At 59.8% G+C, this 4,042-nt stretch carries 5 protein-coding genes; all 5 read left to right on the top strand.

Annotated features, from left to right (window positions below; all coding sequences use genetic code 11):
- Window positions 1–571 (top strand): type VI secretion system contractile sheath large subunit (gene tssC / locus EPO09_RS18910; protein ID WP_290645546.1); only part of this gene is annotated, 571 nt, incomplete at its 5' end.
- Window positions 572–621: 50 nt separating this feature from the next.
- Entirely contained in the window at window positions 622–1,137 is a 516-nt protein-coding gene (locus EPO09_RS18905) for a type VI secretion system tube protein Hcp (RefSeq protein WP_290645544.1), read from the top strand.
- A gap of 48 nt (window positions 1,138–1,185) precedes the next feature.
- Window positions 1,186–1,641, top strand: coding sequence for a type VI secretion system baseplate subunit TssE (tssE, locus tag EPO09_RS18900; RefSeq protein ID WP_290645542.1), 456 nt, complete (start codon window positions 1,186–1,188; stop codon window positions 1,639–1,641).
- A gap of 1 nt (window position 1,642) precedes the next feature.
- Window positions 1,643–3,634, top strand: coding sequence for a type VI secretion system baseplate subunit TssF (gene tssF, locus EPO09_RS18895; protein ID WP_290645540.1), 1,992 nt, complete (start codon window positions 1,643–1,645; stop codon window positions 3,632–3,634).
- A partial coding sequence (locus tag EPO09_RS18890; protein WP_290645538.1) for a type VI secretion system baseplate subunit TssG occupies window positions 3,598–4,042 on the top strand: 445 nt, incomplete at its 3' end. The genes tssF and EPO09_RS18890, both read left to right, overlap by 37 nt.

The following is a 4,042-nucleotide window of genomic DNA, read 5'->3' as shown; positions in this document are numbered from 1 at the left end:
CGAGGGTGGTGGTCTGGTGGAAGACCTGCCAACTCACACGTTCAAGACAGACGATGGCGAAGTGGCATTGAAGTGCCCGACCGAGATCGCCATCACGGATCGCCGTGAGAAGGAGCTCAACGATCTGGGCTTCATCCCTCTGGTTCATTGCAAGAACACGGATTACGCGGCGTTCTTCGGTGCGCAGTCGGTTCAGAAGGTCAAGAAGTACGACACCGATGCGGCCAATGCCAACGCACGCCTGTCGGCTCAGTTGCAGTACATGTTTGCTGTGTGCCGCATTTCGCACTACATGAAATCCATGTTGCGCGACAAGGTGGGCAGCTTTGCTGCCGCGTCCAACATCGAAACCTATCTGAACGGCTGGATCAACCAGTACGTATTGAATTCTGACGACGCTTCGCAAGAGCAGAAGGCCAAGTACCCGCTGCGCGAAGCTTCCGTCCAGGTGCAGGAAGTCCCCGGCCGTCCCGGTGTGTATCGCGCCGTGTCCTTCCTGCGTCCTCACTTCCAGTTGGACGAACTTTCTGTTTCGTTGCGACTGGTGGCTGAGCTGCCTCAGGGTGCCTGAGGTAGCGTTTAACAACGAACTCTAACTATCAAGGTTAGGAGGAAGAGAAAATGAAAGACATTTACCTGAAGTTCATCAAGAAGACCAACTCGAAGGACATCCCCGGCGAGTCGCTCGACGAAAAGCACAAAGACGGCAAGTGGATGGAAATCCTGTCGTGGGAACACGAAATGCGTCAACCCAAGTCGGCCACGTCGTCGACTGCCGGTGGCCACACCTCCGAGCGCTGCGAACACGCTGAAATGGTGTTCACCAAGGACATCGATACCTCCAGCCCTTACATCTGGGAAGCCTGCTCGGCCGGCTATGCCTATGACGTGGAGATCGAGTTCTACCGCGCTCAAGGTACGACCCGTACGCTGTACCTGACCATCAAGCTGACGAACGCCATCATCTCGAGCGTGTCTCCTTCGGTGAAGTCGGAAGGCCTGCCTACCGAAGTCCTGGGTATCAAGTACTCCAAGGTTGTGTGGAACTACAAGGGTTCCAACACCGAAGGCAAGGACAACATCGGCAACAACCCTGCCGGTTGGGATCTGGCCCGCAACGTCGCCGTTGCTGCCTGATCAAGTCTGGTCTGAAGGCCGCTTCACGCGGCCTTTTTTTGTTGTGCCATGCGTTTTCAAACATCACTGTGGGATCGACTGCTGAACTCGGATACCAGCCGTTCCGAGCTGTTTCTGGGCGTTGATCTGTCGCAGTTGAAATCACAGGTGGCGCGCGATCTGGAGCGTCTGCTCAATACGCGACGCTGCTATGACGACGCAGAGTTCGTCGCCTTCCCGATGGCGGGTGCGTCGATCTTCAATTTCGGTATTCCCGATTTTTCGGCCAAGAGCTTGTCCAGCGGCGTGGACCGTGACCAGATCTGTCTGGCCATGGCCAAGGCCATTGAGCGCTACGACCCGCGCTTGCGCAACGTGATGGTGCGACTGAGGGATACCCAGTCGGAAGTGCATCGTCTGGCCTTTGACATCCACGCCATGTTGCGTGTGACAGGGTTTCAGGATGCCGTGAGTTTTGGCGCGCAGTTTGATTCTGCGGGCATGTATTACCAGGTAAGCCACTGACATGCGCGCCTTGCTGCCTTATTTCGAAAACGAACTGACCTTCTTGCGTCGCCGGGGGCAGTCGTTTGCGCAGGCTTACCCCCGCATCGCCGGGCAGCTGCAGCTTGGTTCGGACGAGGCCAAGGACCCGCACGTCGAGCGCATGATCGAGTCCTTCGCCTTGCTGACGGCACGCGTCAACAAGCGGCTCGACGACGACTTTCCCTTGTTCACGGAATCCCTGCTGGAAGTGCTGTATCCGCACTATCTGCGGCCTTTCCCGTGTGCGTCGGTCGCCCAACTGGATCTGGGGGCGGCCGCTGGGCAGATGAGCAAGCCCGCGACGATTGAGCGCGGCACGATGATGGCCACAAGGCCCGTCAAAGGTGTGCCGTGCAAGTTCAGAACAACGCAAGCGGTGCAATTGTTGCCCTTGCGTGTGGTGGAGGCCAGTTATCGCAATGCCGTGTCAGCGCCGGAGGGCACGCGTCTGCCGTCAGGCGTGACCTCGCTCATCTCGATCACGCTGGACCTGTTGTCGCCGCAAGCCAGTTGGGCCATGCTGGCTGAACAGCCCTTGCGCTTCTACCTCGATGGTGAGCCCTCTCAGGTGAGCGCGTTGCGTGAAGCCTTGTGCCACAAGGTGCGCGGCATCATGGTGCAGACGCACCCGCATCAGCCATGGCATGCGCCTGTCGCATCCTTGTCCGGGGAGTTGCCCACGCCAACGCTGGCAGGGTTTGCCGACGAAGAGGCCATGATCGAATTTGATGCGCGGTCGCATCCTGCGTATCGCCTGTTGACCGAGTATTTTGCCTTCCCCGAGAAGTTCAATTTTGTGGATGTGCCGGTGCCTGTTCCTGTGGCCTTGCGTGCGGCGGCCAGCACTTCAGGCATGGACAAGGAGGCGGTTGGTGCCCGGCGCAGCCTGACCGTGCACCTTCTGCTGGCTGGTGTACGGGCTGACTCCGATGAATCGCGCTTGTTGGAGTCCTTGAATGCGCGCAACCTGCTGTTGGGTTGTACGCCGGTCGTCAATCTGTTCAAGCAGCCGGCCGATCCGATTCGCGTCACCCATGCGGCCAGTTCCTACCCCGTTGTGGTGGATGGGCGGCGTGCGTATGGCTACGAGGTGTACTCGATCGACCGTGTGTTTCGCGTCAAGCAGACAGCCCAGGGCGAGTCGGTCCAGGAGTTCAAACCGTTCTTCTCCTTGCAGCATGACGATTTGTTGGGGGGCGATCTAGATGATGACGAGATCGATGCTGCGCCGACCATGGCGGCGCAGCGTTTGATCCGCTCTGCGCAGGAGCGCGGCGATGCGGCGCGCGCCGGCGGGCGCTACTGGTCTGCCCAGCGCGATGAGGATGTGGCATCTGACAGCCCCGGGTATGAGTTGGCCATCTCCATCGTGGATGTGGATTTCAATCCTGCGCTGCCTCAGACCGACACCTTGTCCTTGACGGTCACAGCCACGAACCGGGATCTGCCCACCTTGTTGCCTTTTGGTGTATCGGGGGGCGATCTGTTCATGGACGGCGGCGGCCTGGCCAAGGAAGTGCGTTTGCTGCGCAAGCCCACACCCAGCATGCGCTTCGAGCGGGGGCGCGGCGCCTTGTGGCGGCTTATTTCTCACTTGTCGCTCAATCACCTGTCCTTGTCCGGTGGCGGTATCGACGCGCTCAAGGAAATGCTGCGTCTGTATGACCTGCCGCGCAGCGCATCGAATCGCCGGCAGATCGATGGCGTCTTGCGTGTCGAGTTCAAACCGGCCACGGCATGGCTGCCGGGCGAGCCCTATGCCACCTTTGTGCGCGGCACGGAAGTGCGGCTGACGGTCGATGAGGACAGCTTTGTCGGTGCCGGCCTGGGCTTGTTTGCCACCGTGCTGGATCGTTTCTTTGGTTTGTACGTTCACGCCAACAGCTTCACGCGCTTGACGCTGGTATCGGCGCGGACGCAGGAAGAGGTGCTCTCATGCCCCCCGCGCAACGGCGACATGACACTGGTGTGATCGATCAACTGTTGCGGGAGCCGCAGCAGTTTGATTTCTTCCAGGCGGTGCGCTTGCTGGACCGCTGGATGGGTGTGGCATCGCCGGATGGCAAGGGCTTGTCGCGGGTGAACTTCCGCAACTCGCTGTCCTTGTCGTTCCCACCCAGTCAGATCGAGTCGCTGCAGGTTCATCTGCGCGCAACGGACGAGGCGAGCGCCGGCAGCGCAGCCGGTATGCCTGAACGAGTGGGCGGGACCCGCCTGGCGCACGAGATCGACAGCATCGACATGACACCGGCCTTCATGGGCCTGTTGGGCGTCAACGGTACCCTGCCGCTTTTCTATACGGAGATGCTGTCTCAGCGCGAGCTGTATCAGAAGGACTATGCGGGCCGCGCTTTCATGGATCTGTTCAGCCACCGTGCGG

The organism is Aquabacterium sp., from assembly GCF_004297345.1.
Taxonomy (GTDB): domain Bacteria; phylum Pseudomonadota; class Gammaproteobacteria; order Burkholderiales; family Burkholderiaceae_C; genus Aquabacterium.
The sequence above is the reverse complement of the archived record's forward strand: the minus strand, read 5'-3'. Positions and strand labels throughout refer to the sequence as shown.